The following is a 14,278-nucleotide window of genomic DNA, read 5'->3' as shown; positions in this document are numbered from 1 at the left end:
AGACACGAAAATGAAAAATCCAGCGAAACAACCGCAACAAAACTCACAAGCTCAGAAAAAGACTAGATCCGGTGCGTTTCCACACAGCCTCTCCGCTTAACCGAACTCGGAATTCGCGTCCAAACATAGGCGACGCTACCGCGCCACCGCAGGAGAAAACCTGCCGATACGTCAACTTTCGGACTGAGACCTATTGTACGGCACCGCGCAATACCTAGCTATAGTTTGCGGGAGGGAGAAATCCGCCAAATAATTGAAAAGCAACGCTGTTGCGCGCAAAGAAACTCTTCGCGCGAGCGGAAAATTGCGCCGAATTATCGGGGGACCAGCAGTTAGAACCGAACAGGAGAACACGATGGCAGCACTTGAACAGGGAACTTGGGTTATCATTGCAGACGGGGAAAAGGCGCTGGTGATGGAGAATGTCACCGACGCTCAGGACCCCAATCTGGTCGTTGTCTCGGTCGAGGAGCCGGACGCACCAAAAACCAAGCCAACCGACCGCGCCGGGCGTCGATATGACGGCGGACCCAAGCAGAAATCCGCGGTTGAAGAGGATCACTGGAAAACGCATGCCAAGTCTCTGTTCGTACAGGACGTCGCCAACCTGCTGAACCGCAAGGGTCTGAAAGGCGCGTTCAAACGGCTGGTTCTGGTCGCCAGCCCGCATGTGCTGGGTCTGCTGCGGCGGCGTCTGCATAGCGATGTTCTGGCCAAGGTCGTGGCCGAGGTCGACAAGACGCTGACCAACCACCCGCTGCACAAGGTCGAGCAGATCCTGACGTCGCGGTTGGCAAAGCCCGCCTGAATTGGCAGAGAGCCTTCGGGCGGCATGGGCCGCCCGACCTCAGATCAGGTTGCGCAAGCTGGACATTGCGTCGTCAGGCGTTTGGACCCATGTGAGGAAATCAGCCAGCGACGCATCGGCGAATTCCTGATCCAGAACGTGATCCAGAAGGTTGCGCAGGCTGTCCCAATACCCGTCCACGTTCATGACCAGTATCGGCTTGTCGTGCAGGCCCAATTGCCGCCAAGTCAGCGCTTCGAACAGTTCGTCCAATGAACCCGGCCCACCCGGCAGCACGACCACGGCGTCGGCATTCATGATCATGACCTTTTTGCGCTCGTGCATCGTTTCGGTAACGATGAATCGGGTCAGGTCGGTCTTGCCGACCTCGCGCCGCAACAGATGCACCGGGATGACGCCGAACGTGTCGCCGCCTGCGGTTTGTGCTGCGCGCGCAACTTCTCCCATCAACCCCACATCGCCAGCCCCATAGACCAGTCGCCAGCCCTCCTGGGCCAAGAGCGTTCCAAACTGGCTGGCGGCCTGCGCATACGCCGGATTTGTGCCATTGCGTGACCCGCAATACACACAGACGGATTTCTGGGGCATGGAATGGTGTCTCCGGGCTTGTGTCAGAGGTTTTGACCCCTGATAGCGGGATTGATAGATTGGCTCAACCGTCCAATGGAATGCCTGCAACTCAGGGTGTTTAAGGGGCGGAATGAAAGGACAACAATGAACGCCAAATCGGGAAGCGGAAGCTCTGGAACATTTGTCTGGGGGCTGGTTGCGGGTCTTCTCGCGTTGCTGGGCGCAGGTGGTTTGTACATGGCGGGTGTCTTTGGCAGCGCCCCGGCCCCGCAGGAGACGGCCACCGAGCAACCGGCCGAAGCATCCGATACCGCCCAAGCACCTGCCGCGACGGACGCGGTGACGACCGAAGCAGAGCCTGCGGATGATGGGGCAGGGGAACAGGCGGCGCAAACCCCCGAGCCAGCGACAGAAGAACCCACCGACAATGCAGAGGTCGCAGAACCCGAAGCACCAGAGGCACTTGCTGCCGCACCGGTTCTGGATCAGATTTTTGTCGAACCGGATGGAAATGCGGTGCTGTCGGGCAATGCAGAACCGGGATCTCGGGTCAATATCCTGCTGGATGGCGAAACTGTTCACAGCTTTACCGTCGATGAAACCGGACAATTTGCCGAGTTCCTTTCGATCCCGTTTGCAGACGACGCGCGTGGGTTGGTTCTTGAGACGCAGGGCGATGATCAGACAGTTCGATCCGACGACTATCTGATCGCAGCCTTGCCTGATCCCGAGCCCGAAGCGGAAGCTCAGAACATCGCCGAGGCTGAGCCTGCCGCGCCCGAGGCCCCCACCGAAGACACAGCGCAGGTCGCGCCGGAGGCGCCGGTCAAAGATACGGATGAAACCCCTGCCGCGCCGACCGAGGAGTCGGTGCAAGAAGAACCGGAAACTCAGATTGCAACAGCGGAACCGGCAACCGAGGAAGAACCTGTCGCAGAATCCCAGCCAGAGGTTGCGCAGGATCAGCAGGTGGCGATCTTGCGCTCGGGCGAAGAGGGGGTTGAGTTGGTTCAGCCTCCTGCGGACGTCACTCCGCCGGATCAGGTTGCGCTGGATACGATCGGTTATTCCGAAGCTGGCGAAGTTGAACTGACCGGGCGCGTACAGGACGAATCGACCGTTCGGCTATATCTGGACAATGAACTGGTCGCCGATCTTGATCCCGTCGATGACGGCCAGTGGCGCGGCGAGATCGAAGGCGTTGATCCGGGGGTCTACACCCTGCGCGTCGATGAGGTTTCGCCCGAAGGCGAGGTGGTCAGCAGGATTGAAACGCCGTTCAAACGCGAACCCATCGAAACCTTGCGCGCAGCTGAAGAGGCATCTGGTGAGCAAACGCCCACGATCCGTTCGGTGACGGTTCAAAAGGGCGACACGCTGTGGGCGATTTCACGAGAACGGTTTGGCGACGGCATCCTGTACGTGCGTCTGTTCGAGGCGAACCGCGAGGCGATCCGCGATCCTGACCTGATCTACCCCGGGCAAATCTTTACGATCCCCGAATAAGACAACCCCTCTGGCCCTGTTGACGGGCCGGGCAATCTCAGACCGCTGTTAAGGTACGTGATGAGAAAATCGGCCCCGATGCATTCCGACAATATGCCTCAGCCGGACGAACGCCGCTCGGGCTGGCGTACGATCCGAAAGGTCACACCGTATCTGTGGCCGGATGACGAGCCATGGGTTAAGCGCCGCGTGGTGCTGGCGATGGCCATGCTGGTACTGGCCAAGCTGATCGCCGTCTACACCCCGATCCTGTACAAAGGTGCAGTGGACAGCCTTGCGGGCGAAGGCGTGCCGCCGCTGGCGCTGGGCGCAGTCGGCCTGACCGTCGCCTATGGCGTGGCGCGGATGATGACCGTTGGCTTTCAGCAATTGCGCGATGCGCTATTTGCGCCTGTCGGGCAGCGCGCGCTACGGGCACTGGCGCTTGAGACGTTTCAGCACATTCATCAGCTCTCCATGCGCTATCACGTGACGCGGCGCACAGGCGGTCTCAGCCGGATCATTGAACGTGGTGTCAAAGGGGTCGAGTTCCTGCTGCGGTTCCTGCTGTTTTCGATCGGGCCGCTGATCCTGGAACTGCTGTTGGTCGCCATCATTCTGATGTGGCTTTTCGACGTCTGGTATCTGGTCGTCGTCGCGGCGACGATTGCGCTGTATATCTGGTTCACCTTTGCCGTGACCGAATGGCGCGTAAAGCTGCGGCGCGAGATGAACGATCAGGATACCGAGGCCAACCAACGCGCCATCGATAGCCTGCTGAATTTTGAAACCGTCAAATATTTCAACGCCGAAGCGCGCGAGGCCGAGCGTTATGACGTGTCGATGAAAGCCTATGCCAGCGCCGCGCTGAAGACAGCCTATTCTCTGGCCTTTCTGAACTTTGGTCAGTCCATGCTGATCACCGCCGGGCTGATCGGGGTCATGGTTCTGGCGGCTATTGGCGTTCAGAATGGCAGCTTGACGGTCGGCGATTTCGTCATGGTAAACGCTTATATGATACAGATCACCGTGCCGCTCAATTTTCTGGGCACCGTCTACCGAGAGATACGTCAGTCGCTGGTCGATATGGGGCAAATGTTCGATCTGCTGGAGCAGCCCGCCGAAGTGACCGACAAGGCCTGCGCGCCAAACCTGAAGGTAAATGGGGGGCAGGTAACGCTGGAAAACGTGCGTTTCGGATATGAGGCGGATCGCGAGATCCTAAAGGGGGTTTCTCTGACCGTCCCAGCCGGTCAGACCGTCGCAATTGTCGGCGCGACCGGGTCCGGCAAGTCCACGATCGGGCGACTGTTGTTCCGCTTTTACGACGTCACTGGCGGCGCGTTGAAAATCGACGGTCAGGATGTGCGCGATGTCGCGCAATCCAGCTTGCACGCGGCGATTGGGGTGGTGCCGCAGGATACGGTCCTGTTCAACGACACGATCCGCTATAACATCGCCTATGGCCGCGACGGAGCCAGCCAGGACGACGTCGAAGCCGCCGCCAAGGCTGCCCAGATTCACGACTTCATCGAAAGCCTGCCGCAAGGCTACGACACCAAGGTGGGCGAGCGCGGGTTGAAACTGTCCGGCGGTGAAAAGCAGCGTGTGGGCATTGCGCGGACTCTGCTGAAGAACCCTCCGATCCTGTTGCTGGACGAGGCGACCTCGGCGCTGGACACAGACACCGAACAGGACATCAAGGACGCACTGTCGCGCGCCGGTGAGGGGCGTACGGTGATCACCATTGCGCACCGTCTAAGCACCATTGCAGAGGCCGATCAGATCGTCGTGCTGGAACGTGGCGAGATCATCGAGAAGGGCACCCATGATGAGTTGCTGCGGCGCGACGGGCGGTATGCGCAATTGTGGAGCCGCCAGCAGGCCGACAGCCAGGCGGCCTAGCCTGGCAGCGTGCCCGGGTTGGAATTCCGTCGGGAATGATCCGGTTTTGCGTTTGACGCCGACCGCGTCTGGCGACACTGTGCAAGCTGGGCGACGTGCCAGGCACGAAAGCTGAAATACAAACAGAGGAAAAATTATGAAGATACGAGCAGGGGCGGCGTTGGCCGCGGCCAGTTTGATGGCGACCGCGGCGGTTGCCGAGGACCTTGAATTCCTGATCATCAACGAAACCAGCGTCGATCTGGTCGAATTCAACGTCTCTCCGGCGTCATCCAACAGCTGGGAAGGCAACCTGCTGCAAGGCGGCTATCTGGCGTCGGATTTTGAGGTCGGTGTTCTGATCGCCGACGGGCTCAGCACTTGCGTTTATGACATTCGCGGCGTGTTCAGCGACGGAGAAGCGGTCGAAGACTATGGCCTGGATCTGTGCGAGCTGGGTGAATACGCCTTCGTTGAATAACGCGCAGCAATGTTCAAAGGAAAAAGGCGAGCACCGGGCTCGCCTTTTTTTATTCTGCCGCCTTCAGCGGTGTTGTCGGCGGATGGTCAGGGCGCTCATCCCGGATGTCGGGTCGGGCTGCGGCAAGCTCGCCCTCATCTGTCCAGATCACCTCGGTCGATTGGATTTCACGCGCGGCGCGGCCCATCAGCATATCCTGAGCTGCCCGGCTGGATTGGCTGGGTGAGACCCGTGCCAGCAGCTTCGCCAGCCAGGTTGCGTATGTAGTGACCCAAACCCGCAGCGCCAGGAAGGACGGCGTCACGATCAAGGTCAGTACCGTCGCAGTGCCCAGACCAAACACAACGGCCGTGGCCAGCTGTTTCCACCACAGCGCGGTTGGGCTGTTGACGGTATAGCCGCCGTTGACGAAGTCGAGCGACAGCCCGAACATCATCGGTGTCAGGCCGGCCATCGTCGTCAGTGTGGTCAGCAGAACCGGGCGGATACGCGCCTCGGCGGTGCGCACGATCGCTTCGATCCGCGGCATCTTGCGACAGTATTCCTGATAGGTATCAATAAGAACAATGTTGTTGTTCACCACGATCCCCGCCAGCGCCACAATGCCGGTGCCGGTCATGATGATCGAGAAAGGCTGCTCCCGAAAATACATGCCAAGAAGAACCCCGGTCGTCGATAGCACGACCGCCAGCAGGACCAGCACCGAGTTGTAGAACGAGTTGAACTGCGCCAGCAGGATCACGAACATCAGACCCAAGGCCCCCATGAAGGCGTTCATCAGGAAGGCGCCGGATTCTTCCTGATCCTCCTGATCGCCGGTCCATTCCCAGCTGATGACGTTCGAGAACGGGTTGGTTTCAAGCCACTGAGTTAGCTTTTCGATGCGCTCATTCGCAGTCATCGGAACCAACTGAACAATAGCCTTGCCGGCATCAAGCTGGCTCTGAACGATATCCAAATCGATAGTTTGCGCGACTTGCGGAACATTGTATCGCAACGTTTCTGGGCCAAAGATCAACGAGAACGGAAAGCCGCGTTCTTCTATTAACGTCACGTTGTAAGGATCACCGTTCTCGGCTTCTTCCTCCGAAACGCTATAGCCGAATCCAACATCCAACAAACCGTCTTCGACGGGGTCTCCGTCGTCATCCAACGGAACCATCTGGAGAATTTCAAGTCCCTCAATGATGTCCGCTTTGACGTCATAATACCGCTGCTGATCGATCCGCGTGATCTCGGCCAGTTTGGCCACCGGTTTGCGAGTTACAAAGTTCGACAAGGGTACCAGCCCGTCAGGAGTGCGAACCTTGAGCGAATCCAGCGTTGACAGAACCCGGTCTTCCTCGGGCAGGCGGACGCGGATCTCGACCTCTTCATCGGTGCTGTCGGGGCGCATCTCGCCCAGCAGGATGCCGCGCGTGACCAGTTGCACCATCGCGCCCACGGTGGCGACATCCGCGCCGAACCGACCGGCCTTGGCCACATCCACGTCGATCTGCCAGTCGATGCCGGGCAGGGGCATGGTGTCTTCGATCTGGATCAGACCCGGAGTGGCCTCGAACATCTCGCGTGCAGCCTGCGCGGATGCGGTCAGCTCGTCCCAACCATCGCCCTTGATGCGCAGATGCACGGGCTTGGCAGATGCGGGGCCCTGTTCCAAAGCGCGGATGTCGACGATGATCCCCGGGATCTTCGCAAGTTCTGCGGTCAACTGTTCCAGAACAACGTCGCCGTCATATTCGGGGTCGATGGTTTCCTGCTGGAAAAGCCCACCAAGCGCGGGCTCCGAGACTTTCGGACGATCTTCCCAAGGGGTGATCTCGAACTGAACCCGACCCACGGTGTCAGCGGGCGAGGATGCGCCGCCATCATTCTGCGTCAACCCGCCCTCGCCAGCGAAGGCAAACACGTTGGTGACGGCAGGGTGGGCTTTGATAACCTCTTCGGCAGCCAGAACCATGAGGTCCTTTTCATGCAGCGACAGGTTGCCCCGGGCGCGCACAAACGCCGTAGCCTGTTCCGGCTCGGTTTCGACAAAGAATTCGACCCCACGGTTGTTCGCCGCAAACAGGCCGATGACGGCGACGACACTGAAACCCACCGCAATGATCGACACGATCGGCATGATCGGATTGCCGACAATGAAGTTGACTACCCGGCCGAACGGAGTGCGTTCGCGCGCCGTGTGCACGCGCTCTTCCTTGTGGCGCTCGATCCTTGCGGCGCTCAGGGTTATGGACCCGGCAAAGGCACCGACAAGGAACAGAATCACGCCCGCAATTCTACCGCCCGGCAGCAGGTAATCCGGGTTCAGCATCTGCATCGCGCCCAGGAAGATCATGTACAGCGACGGAGGTACCAGGACCATACGGAGCCATTGCGGAGCCACCCGACGTAACCAGTTCGAGGTACGGTCGAACGTTCGGCTAATGCGTCCCGAGACACCGCCCACGACGGGCAGATAGATCAGCGCAACAATCAGCGACGAGGACAGTACGAAGATCAGCGTGATTGGCAGCATCTTCATGAACTCACCCGGGACGCCGGGCCAGAACAGCATTGGCAGGAAAGCGCAGAGCGTCGTTGCGGTCGAGGAAACGATCGGCCAGAACATCCGTTGCGCCGCCTCGACATAGGCGTGCATCGGGCCGATGCCTTCCTTGATGCGCTTGTCGGCGTATTCCACCACCACGATGGCCCCGTCGACCAGCATACCGACAGCCAGAATCAGCCCGAACATCACCATGTTCGAGATGCTGACGCCCATCACCGCGAGAAACGCAAAGCTCAGCAGGAACGAGGTCGGAATCGCAAATCCAACCAGCAGCGCAGCGCGGGTGCCCAGCGAGGCCAGAACCACAATCATCACTAGGGCGATCGCGGTCAGGACAGAGCCTTCCAACTGGCGCACCATCGAGTCCACGATGCGGCTCTGGTCGTTCGAGGTGCCAACCTCGACAGCGGCACGCATCTCGGCTGGCCATTTCTCTTGCGCGGCGGCCAGAGTTTCTTTGACCTGTGCCACGGTGTCGATCAGGTTGAACCCTTTGCGTTTGACCACTTGCAGGGCCACCGTGGATTCACCGTCGAAACGGGCGGTGCCGTCGCGATCTTCGAACGTATAGTTGATCTGGGCCAGTTCACCCATGGTGACGACCCGGTCGCCATTGACCTTGATGGGCAGGCTATAGACGTCCTCGGCTGTTTTGAAAGACGACGGGATCTTGACCGAGAACGTACCTTGCGCGGTTTCGACCTCGCCCGCGGCGATCAACTGGTTGTTGTTGCGTACAACATTGATCAGCTCATCTGCCGACACGTTGTAAGCTTCAAGCCGTAGTCGGTCGATAATGACTTCCAGCAACTCGTCACGATTGCCTGCGATCCCGGCCTCAAGCACGGAATCAAGCGCTTCGAGATCATCCTGCAAGTCCTTGGCGATACGCGCCATCGTACGCTCGGGCACCGCGCCGGTCAGGTTGACGATGACGATCGGGAACTCGGACAGGTTGATCTCATGCAGCGAATACTGTTCGGCCCCTTCGGGGAAATCGGCCTGCGCGCTGTTCATGGCGTCGCGCACATCGGCCATGATCGCGGTCTTGTCCCAGCCAAAATCAAACTCGAGCGCCAGACCGGCATATCCTTCGGCGGCGGTGGCGGACATTTCCTTCAGACCGTCCAGATCCGCCAGTTCCGTTTCCATCGGCTTGATCAGAAGGTTCTCGGAATCCTCAGCCGAAATGCCCGGGAACTGGACCGAGACGAACAGGGCCGGAATCTCGATGTCCGGCTCACCCTCTTTCGGCAGTCCCACGTAGGCAAAGCCACCAACGATCAGGGAAATCGCGATGAAGGCCAGCACCATTCTGGCCCGGCTTGCGGCCCAACTGACAATGCCCGTCATTGCGATGCATTCCTATAGGTTGGCGCGACCGAGACACCGCGGGTCACGAATTCCTGGCCAACGACGATGACATCCGTGGTTTCGGGCAGGCCGTCGACCCAGACGCCCTCGGCGGTGTCGCGCAGCAGTTGCACCGGCATGAAGTCGACCACGTTGCCGTCGCCGACGGTGCGCACACCCAATTGCCCGTCATTGTTCAGGGTCAGGGCGGATTGCGGCAGCAGGTGCGCCTTTACGCCCTCGGCATTAATCCAGATGCTTGCGGTCTGACCGTCGCGAATCCGCAGATCCGGGTTCGGAACGGTGATCTCGACCTCGAATGTCCGTGTTGTTTCATCCGCCGACCGGCTGAGGAAGGTCACCTGGCCTTCGACCTGCAGACCTGTCGCAAGCTGGGCCGATGCCGTCGAGCCGACCACAACACGGTTCACTTCGGTTTCGGGCACAAACCCAACCAGCTTGATCGGGTCCAGCTGAATGACCGTGGCGCACAACGAACCGGGTTGCATCAGGCTGCCCAACTCTGCCGTGTCGCTTTCCAGAAGACCCTTGAACGGAGCCTCGATGGTCAGTCGGTCCATTTCGCGGCGGGCCGCTGCGACCTCGGCGGTGGCGGCCTCGATCCCGGCCTGCGTGGCCTCAAGCCCGGCTTCAGCGGATTTGACGCCCGCCTCGGCACTGCTCATGGCTGCTTCGCTCGAGATTCGGCGGGTTTCCGAACCAAATCCGCTTTCGGACAATCTGTTGGCAGCTTTCAGGTTGATCTGCGCTTCGGCCACAAGGGCATGCGCTTCTTCGATGCGGGCTTCGGCCTCGGGGATGCGGCTTTCGGCCTCAAGCTTGCCTGCCATTGCTTCGGCCAGGCTGGCCGGGCGGGTGCCGGGATCAAGTTCGCACAGCAGATCGCCTGCCTCGACAAAGGTTCCCTTGCGCTTGGGTTCGGACAGCACGGTCGAGGTCGTTTCGGCCAGAACTTCGACCTGCCGGTTCGCCTTGGTCTGTCCGCGCAGCTGCACGGCGCTGCCAATCTCGCGCGCGACCGAGCGATATGCGACCACGCCAACAGCGTCTGCCGCGACCGGTGCCGCGCCGTCTTCGGCATCTGCCGACGTCTCGGCGGGATCGTCACCCAGGCCGGCAAAAGCAAACAGCGCGTCGCGCTGAAAAACCAACAAATACAATGCGACGGTGACCAAAACCGCGTTGATAAAAGAAATCAACCGCATAGAAAGCCTCGCTTTGATGTCTTCGCCGAAAATATCGGCATTCATGCCTTGAGATGGGGTCGATTCCCCCGCATGTCCATACTGAACTAATTAGTTCGGTTTCGTTTTTTAGGCAAGAGGCGCGGCAAGTTCATCAAATGTGTGGATTCGGGCACTTGGCTTGGCGGTGGCGCCGGGGTATGACATGGCGCCAGAAAGCTGAACATATAGCCCGGGGGCAGGATGAGCGACGCCGACAGTTTCATTGAAGAGGTCACCGAAGAGGTGCGCCGCGACCGCATGTACCTGCTGTTGCGACGTTGGGGCTGGGTTGGTGTCGTTGCCGTTGTCGCCATTGTCGGCGGGGCCGCGTTCAACGAATTTCGCAAGGCCCGTGATACCAGCCAGGCCGAGGCGCTGGGCGATGCGATACTGGCTGCGCTGGCTCAGAACGACTCGGCCGCAAGGGCGACCGATCTGGGGCAGGTCCCGACGCAATCTGCCGGTGGTGATGCGGTGCTGAACATGTTGTTGTCCGCATCGCAGGTGGAAACTGGGTCGCAAGAGGCAGCGGTCGAAAGCCTGAACGCCATCGCGACGCAGGGTGAGTTGCCAGAAATTTACCGCTCGATCGCCAGTTTCAAGGCGCTGTTGTTGCAAACCGACACCCTGCCAGCGGCCGATCGCCGCCAACAGTTCGAGGCTCTGGCCGCGCCGGGCGCCCCGTTGCGCCTGCTGGCCGAAGAACAACTGGCACTTATCGACATGACCGAGGGCGACACGCAGGCCGCAATCGACCGTTTGCAAGCTCTGCGTCAGGACGCCGAAGCCAGCTTTGACCTGCAACAACGCGCAGCCCAGCTGATCGTGGCGCTGGGCGGCGAACCCGAGCCGCTGGTGGCGCAACAAGGCTGAGCGCAGCGGTAACGAGAAAACGACAGGCGAGTTCAAAGAGTATGGCAGCACGATTTTTTTCACGTTTTGGACTGGTGGCCTCGGCGGTCGCTGCGATGACCCTGAGTGCTTGTCGGGAACCCGAGGTCGTTCTGCCCGGTGAGCGCGAGGATATTCGCCCGGCCATCGACAATGAAACGGTTGAACTGCGCGGTTCGAAGCCGATCAGCCTGCCTGCGCAAAGCGCCAATGCCAACTGGTCGCAAAGCCCGGGTACACCGGCGTTCCGCACGACCAATGCCGCCCTCAGGTCGGCACCGCAGCGGGTCTGGTCGACCTCGATCGGGGCTGGCGACGCGCGCAAACAGCGGATTACCGCAGATCCGGTCGTTGCCGGAGGTCTGATCTATACGCTCGATGCCGGAGCCACGGTTTCGGCGGTCACCCCACAGGGACAGGTCGCGTGGAGCACCAACGTGATTCCGGCGACCGAGAAAGAACAGGATGCCACCGGGGGCGGGCTCGCCTACGCAAACGGTGTTCTCTATGTCTCGTCCGGGTTTGGCCGCCTGACTGCGCTGGATGCCAAGACCGGCGCACAACGCTGGCAGAAGCGATTGAACGCCACCGGCAGCGGCGCGCCGCTGGTTAGCGATGGCCTGCTGTATCTTGTTGCTGGGGATCAGACCGGTTGGACGATCAACACCAAAGACGGACGGATTGTCTGGCAGATCGAGGGTACGCCCAGCGTCGGCAACGTTCTTGGCGCACCTGCGCCGGTAGTGACTTCGGATCTGGCAATCTTTGCATTTGGCTCGGGCGATATCGCAGCGACCTTCAAAAGGGGCGGCATCAGCCGCTGGAACGCATCCGTGGCCGGGGGACGCCGTGGCCGTGCCGCCGCGCGTATTGTGGATGTGACCGGTGGGCCCATGGTGTCAGGCAGCACGATCTTTATCGGCAACCATTCGGGCCGCACCGTTGCCTTTGACGCGTCAAATGGCGACCGCCGGTGGACAGCGCCCGAAGGGGCGGTGGATACCGTCTGGCCTGCGGGTAACAGCGTGTTCCTGATCAGTGATCGCAGCCAGCTTGTGCGGTTGGACGCGGCGGATGGTTCGATCGTCTGGGCGCAGGACCTGCCGGGCTTCATCAAGGACAGGCCCGGTCGCCGGGGTCCGATCTTTGCGCATTATGGCCCAATTGTTGCCGGAGGGCGGGTCGTTGTCGCTTCGAACGACGGGTTCCTGCGGTTCTTCAACCCGGTCGACGGATCTCTGGTACACCGGGTCGAGGTGCCAAACGGCGCGACCACAGCGCCTGTCGTCGCGGGCCAGACTTTGTACGTCGTGTCGACCAAGGGCGAATTGCACGCTTTCCGTTGACCGCAAGATGCGCTAAAGGGCGCATCTTGAGTCTTGAAAGTTGAATCGATGTCTCTGACCCTCGCCATCGTGGGACGCCCGAATGTGGGCAAATCCACCCTGTTCAACCGCCTTGTGGGCAAACGTCTGGCGCTGGTCGACGACCAGCCCGGTGTGACGCGCGACTTGCGTGAAGGCGAGGGGCGTCTGGGCGATCTGCGCTTTACCGTGATTGATACGGCGGGTCTTGAGGATGCGACCGACGACAGCCTGCAAGGCCGCATGCGACGCCTTACCGAGCGAGCGGTGGACATGGCCGATGTGTGCCTGTTCATGATCGACGCACGCGTTGGGTTGACGCCCACCGACGAGATGTTCGCCGAAATCCTGCGAAAACGGTCAAAACATGTGATCCTTGCGGCCAACAAAGCCGAAGGCAATGCCGCTGATGCGGGCGTGCTCGAGGCATATAATCTGGGTCTGGGCGAACCCGTGCGCCTGTCGGGCGAGCATGGCGAAGGGATGACTGACCTGTACGCGCAATTGATGCCTCTGGCGGATGCGGCGGAAGAAAAGGCCGAGGACGACGCGCCCGAAACGGATATCGCGCTGGACGAAGACGGGGAGGGCGAAGCACCGCTGATCTCGGACAGCAAGCCGTTGCAAGTTGCCGTTGTGGGGCGCCCGAACGCGGGCAAGTCCACGCTCATCAACAAGATCATCGGTGAAGATCGTCTGCTGACCGGTCCCGAGGCCGGAATCACTCGTGACGCGATCAGCCTGCGTATCGACTGGGCCGACCCCGATGGCGGCAGCACGCCGATGCGGATTTTCGACACCGCCGGCATGCGCAAAAAGGCCAAAGTGCAGGAGAAGCTTGAAAAGCTTTCTGTCTCGGATGGATTGCGCGCGGTCAAGTTCGCCGAGGTCGTTGTGGTGTTGCTGGATGCCGCGATCCCGTTTGAACAACAGGACCTGCGCATTGCCGATCTGGCCGAGCGTGAAGGTCGCGCCGTCGTCGTCGCAGTCAACAAATGGGACATCGAAGAGGACAAGCAGGAAAAGCTGCGCGACCTCAAAGAGTCGTTCGAACGTCTGCTGCCGCAGTTGCGCGGCGCGCCTCTGATCACGGTCTCGGCCAAGACGGGCCGCGGGCTGGAGCGATTGCGCGCCGCCATCCTGCGCGCTCATGACGTGTGGAACCGTCGAGTACCGACCGCCGCGCTGAACCGCTGGCTGACGGCGATGCTGGAACAACACCCGCCGCCAGCCCCGCAGGGCCGCCGGATCAAGCTGCGCTATATGACGCAGGCAAAGACACGGCCACCGGGCTTTGTCGTGATGTGCTCGCATCCCGACAAGATGCCCGACAGCTATTCGCGCTATCTGGTCAATGGTCTGCGCGAGGATTTCGACATGCCGGGTACCCCGATCCGTCTGACTTTGCGCGGGCAGGGCGACAAGAACCCTTACAAGGGTCGGCGCAAAAAGAACGCAGGCGCGCTGGCCAAACATCTCAAAGGTCGGGCGTAACTGCGCCAATTTTATGCATTTTTGCTTGCGGGGCGTGACAGGCCCCGAACGGCACGCTAGCATTCGCTTGCGTGCATTTGTTTTCGCGCGCGCTGCCACGCGGATTTTCCGCTTTAGCTTTTGATCGACTTTCTACAGGGCCATCGT

The 14,278-nt window shown here is 60.4% G+C and carries 10 protein-coding genes; 7 read left to right on the top strand and 3 right to left on the bottom strand.

Features of this window, described 5'->3' with window-relative positions; all coding sequences use genetic code 11:
- The first annotated feature begins 355 nt into the window (after nt 1-355).
- A complete protein-coding gene (locus ACR0LX_RS03835) occupies nt 356-808 on the top strand; it encodes a host attachment family protein (RefSeq protein WP_480782623.1) in 453 nt (150 codons plus the stop codon).
- Between the two features lie 39 nt (nt 809-847).
- On the opposite strand, the gene ACR0LX_RS03830 is transcribed toward ACR0LX_RS03835, so the two are convergent.
- Complete coding sequence (locus ACR0LX_RS03830) at nt 848-1,396, bottom strand: LOG family protein (protein WP_480782622.1); 549 nt, start codon at nt 1,394-1,396, stop codon at nt 848-850.
- Between the two features lie 126 nt (nt 1,397-1,522).
- Between ACR0LX_RS03830 and ACR0LX_RS03825 the strand changes: the two genes are divergently transcribed.
- The 3 genes from ACR0LX_RS03825 to ACR0LX_RS03815 all read left to right on the top strand — a co-directional run bounded on the left by ACR0LX_RS03825 (nt 1,523) and on the right by ACR0LX_RS03815 (nt 5,228).
- A complete protein-coding gene (locus ACR0LX_RS03825) occupies nt 1,523-2,884 on the top strand; it encodes a LysM peptidoglycan-binding domain-containing protein (RefSeq protein ID WP_480782621.1) in 1,362 nt (453 codons plus the stop codon).
- Between the two features lie 78 nt (nt 2,885-2,962).
- A complete protein-coding gene (locus ACR0LX_RS03820) occupies nt 2,963-4,768 on the top strand; it encodes an ABCB family ABC transporter ATP-binding protein/permease (protein ID WP_480782637.1) in 1,806 nt (601 codons plus the stop codon).
- 136 nt (nt 4,769-4,904) lie between these two features.
- A complete protein-coding gene (locus ACR0LX_RS03815; protein WP_480782620.1) occupies nt 4,905-5,228 on the top strand; it encodes a hypothetical protein in 324 nt (107 codons plus the stop codon).
- Between the two features lie 49 nt (nt 5,229-5,277).
- On the opposite strand, the gene ACR0LX_RS03810 is transcribed toward ACR0LX_RS03815, so the two are convergent.
- Together ACR0LX_RS03810 and ACR0LX_RS03805 are read right to left on the bottom strand one after the other, a co-directional pair.
- Nucleotides 5,278-9,135 (bottom strand): efflux RND transporter permease subunit, encoded by a 3,858-nt coding sequence (locus tag ACR0LX_RS03810; RefSeq protein ID WP_480782619.1) that lies wholly within the window; start codon nt 9,133-9,135, stop codon nt 5,278-5,280.
- Entirely contained in the window at nt 9,132-10,361 is a 1,230-nt protein-coding gene (locus ACR0LX_RS03805; RefSeq protein WP_480568396.1) for an efflux RND transporter periplasmic adaptor subunit, read from the bottom strand. The genes ACR0LX_RS03810 and ACR0LX_RS03805 overlap by 4 nt, the downstream gene beginning before the upstream one ends.
- A gap of 222 nt (nt 10,362-10,583) precedes the next feature.
- Here ACR0LX_RS03805 and ACR0LX_RS03800 point away from each other — a divergent pair, with 222 nt between their 5' ends.
- From ACR0LX_RS03800 to der, 3 genes are read left to right on the top strand one after another with little or no spacing between them, the layout of a single operon-like run.
- Nucleotides 10,584-11,255: a hypothetical protein gene (locus ACR0LX_RS03800; protein WP_480568399.1), complete on the top strand. Its 672-nt coding sequence runs from the start codon at nt 10,584-10,586 to the stop codon at nt 11,253-11,255.
- A gap of 41 nt (nt 11,256-11,296) precedes the next feature.
- Nucleotides 11,297-12,619, top strand: a complete 1,323-nt coding sequence (locus ACR0LX_RS03795; protein WP_480782618.1) for a PQQ-like beta-propeller repeat protein — start codon at nt 11,297-11,299, stop codon at nt 12,617-12,619.
- A gap of 48 nt (nt 12,620-12,667) precedes the next feature.
- Complete coding sequence (gene der / locus ACR0LX_RS03790) at nt 12,668-14,131, top strand: ribosome biogenesis GTPase Der (RefSeq protein WP_480782617.1); 1,464 nt, start codon at nt 12,668-12,670, stop codon at nt 14,129-14,131.
- The last annotated feature ends 147 nt before the right edge of the window (nt 14,132-14,278 follow it).

It is taken from the genome of Ruegeria sp. CH11 (genome assembly GCF_056537105.1).
The sequence above is the reverse complement of the archived record's forward strand: the minus strand, read 5'-3'. Positions and strand labels throughout refer to the sequence as shown.

What these genes read in the sequence shown, in the direction of transcription:
- ACR0LX_RS03825 (WP_480782621.1), top strand. Translation starts at nt 1,523, where the DNA reads ATGAACGCCAAATCGGGAAGCGGAAGCTCTGGAACATTTGTCTGGGGG.
- ACR0LX_RS03815 (WP_480782620.1), top strand. Translation starts at nt 4,905, where the DNA reads ATGAAGATACGAGCAGGGGCGGCGTTGGCCGCGGCCAGTTTGATGGCG.
- ACR0LX_RS03795 (WP_480782618.1), top strand. Translation starts at nt 11,297, where the DNA reads ATGGCAGCACGATTTTTTTCACGTTTTGGACTGGTGGCCTCGGCGGTC.
- ACR0LX_RS03835 (WP_480782623.1), top strand. Translation starts at nt 356, where the DNA reads ATGGCAGCACTTGAACAGGGAACTTGGGTTATCATTGCAGACGGGGAA.
- ACR0LX_RS03805 (WP_480568396.1), bottom strand. Translation starts at nt 10,361, where the DNA reads ATGCGGTTGATTTCTTTTATCAACGCGGTTTTGGTCACCGTCGCATTG.
- der (WP_480782617.1), top strand. Translation starts at nt 12,668, where the DNA reads ATGTCTCTGACCCTCGCCATCGTGGGACGCCCGAATGTGGGCAAATCC.
- ACR0LX_RS03830 (WP_480782622.1), bottom strand. Translation starts at nt 1,396, where the DNA reads ATGCCCCAGAAATCCGTCTGTGTGTATTGCGGGTCACGCAATGGCACA.
- ACR0LX_RS03810 (WP_480782619.1), bottom strand. Translation starts at nt 9,135, where the DNA reads ATGACGGGCATTGTCAGTTGGGCCGCAAGCCGGGCCAGAATGGTGCTG.
- ACR0LX_RS03820 (WP_480782637.1), top strand. Translation starts at nt 2,963, where the DNA reads ATGCATTCCGACAATATGCCTCAGCCGGACGAACGCCGCTCGGGCTGG.
- ACR0LX_RS03800 (WP_480568399.1), top strand. Translation starts at nt 10,584, where the DNA reads ATGAGCGACGCCGACAGTTTCATTGAAGAGGTCACCGAAGAGGTGCGC.